The organism is Methanoculleus sp. MH98A, assembly GCF_000691865.1.
Classification (GTDB): domain Archaea; phylum Halobacteriota; class Methanomicrobia; order Methanomicrobiales; family Methanoculleaceae; genus Methanoculleus.
Genome location: NZ_JMIO01000165.1, coordinates 1 through 1,359, shown reverse-complemented (window position 1 = coordinate 1,359; position 1,359 = coordinate 1). Strand labels below are relative to the sequence as shown.

1 protein-coding gene is annotated in these 1,359 nt (G+C 57.0%); it reads right to left on the bottom strand.

The window, feature by feature from the left end; translation table 11 throughout:
• Nucleotides 1–367: 367 nt before the first annotated feature.
• Nucleotides 368–1,359, bottom strand: a 992-nt coding sequence (locus tag EI28_RS12330; RefSeq protein WP_048115253.1) for a nucleotide sugar dehydrogenase, incomplete at its 5' end; no start/stop codon positions are given.

The following is a 1,359-nucleotide window of genomic DNA, read 5'->3' as shown; positions in this document are numbered from 1 at the left end:
TCTATTTCGCTAACATGTTTGGTTTCGAGCCATTAATCACGCTGACAATTTACGGCACCATTATGGTGATTATGTATCTTGTGCTCTGTTTGTTGAACCTACGTGCAATAGATCGCTTAAATTTGGCGGGGGGATCTAGCTTTCAGTAACCTGAAGCAAATCAGCCAATTTTTTACAAAATCTAAACCTGCTCCTGCCTGAACGGATATGGCCGTACCTACTTAACCATCCGTAAATTCATGGCATGTTCTGATTTCTTGCTAATTTATGAAGTTTCAATGGCAAAGAGTGATGGATGTCAGATGGTGGTAAAAAAGAGGTTATATTTAACCAGACTACGGTTAGTCGGTAGAGGGATATCCCCCAATCACAACGTACAATACACACACCCTTCCCGCACCCCATCGTTCCTCCGGAGCATCCCGGTCACGTCCACGATGATCGGCTTCCCATTACAGATCGAAAGCACCCTCTCCAGAGTCAGCGACGCAAACACCCCGTGCGGCGAATTCACGATAATACAGTCCACCGGCCCCTCAAGCCCCTGCAACGATGCGACCGGCTTCGCCCCGAACCGCTCGATCTCGGCAGGCCCGAGGAGCGGGTCGTGGCCGTAGACGTCGATATCGAATTCCTTGAGCTCGTGGACCATCTCACCGGCCGGGCTCTCCCGGGTATCAGGCACGTTCTCCTTGTAGGTCAGCCCCAGGATGAGAACCTTCGAGTCCCGGATCACTTTGCCAGCCCGGTTCAGCTCCTTGATCGCGATATCGGCCACATGCTTGGGCATACTATCATTGATCGCGCGGCCGGCCAGGATCACCTGCGGGTGGTAGCCGAGCTCCTCGGCCTTGTAGACCAGGTAGTAGGGGTCGACCGGGATGCAGTGGCCACCGACGAGGCCCGGGCGGTAGTTGTGGAAGTTCCACTTCGTCCCGGCGGCTTCGAGGACCGCCTTGGTATCGATACCCATCTTCCGGAAGATGATCGAGAGCTCGTTCATCAGGGCGATGTTTAAGTCCCGCTGGACGTTCTCGATCACCTTCGCCGCCTCAGCGGTCCGGATGTCGCGGGCGACGTAGACGTTGGTCACGAGGCCGTAGAGGGCGGCGAGGCGCTCGGTGGTCGCCGGGTCCATGCCGGCGACGATCTTCGTGATCTTCTCCAGCGTGTGGTCGACGTCGCCCGGGTTGATCCGCTCGGGGGAGTAGCCGACGAAGAAGTCCTTCCCGCAGGTCCTGCCGGAGGCCTCTTCAAGGGTCGGTACCATGATCTCCTCGGTGAGGCCGGGGTAGACGGTCGACTCAAGGACCACGATGACCGCGCCGTCCTTGAGGTTCCGGCCGACGGTCTCGGCGG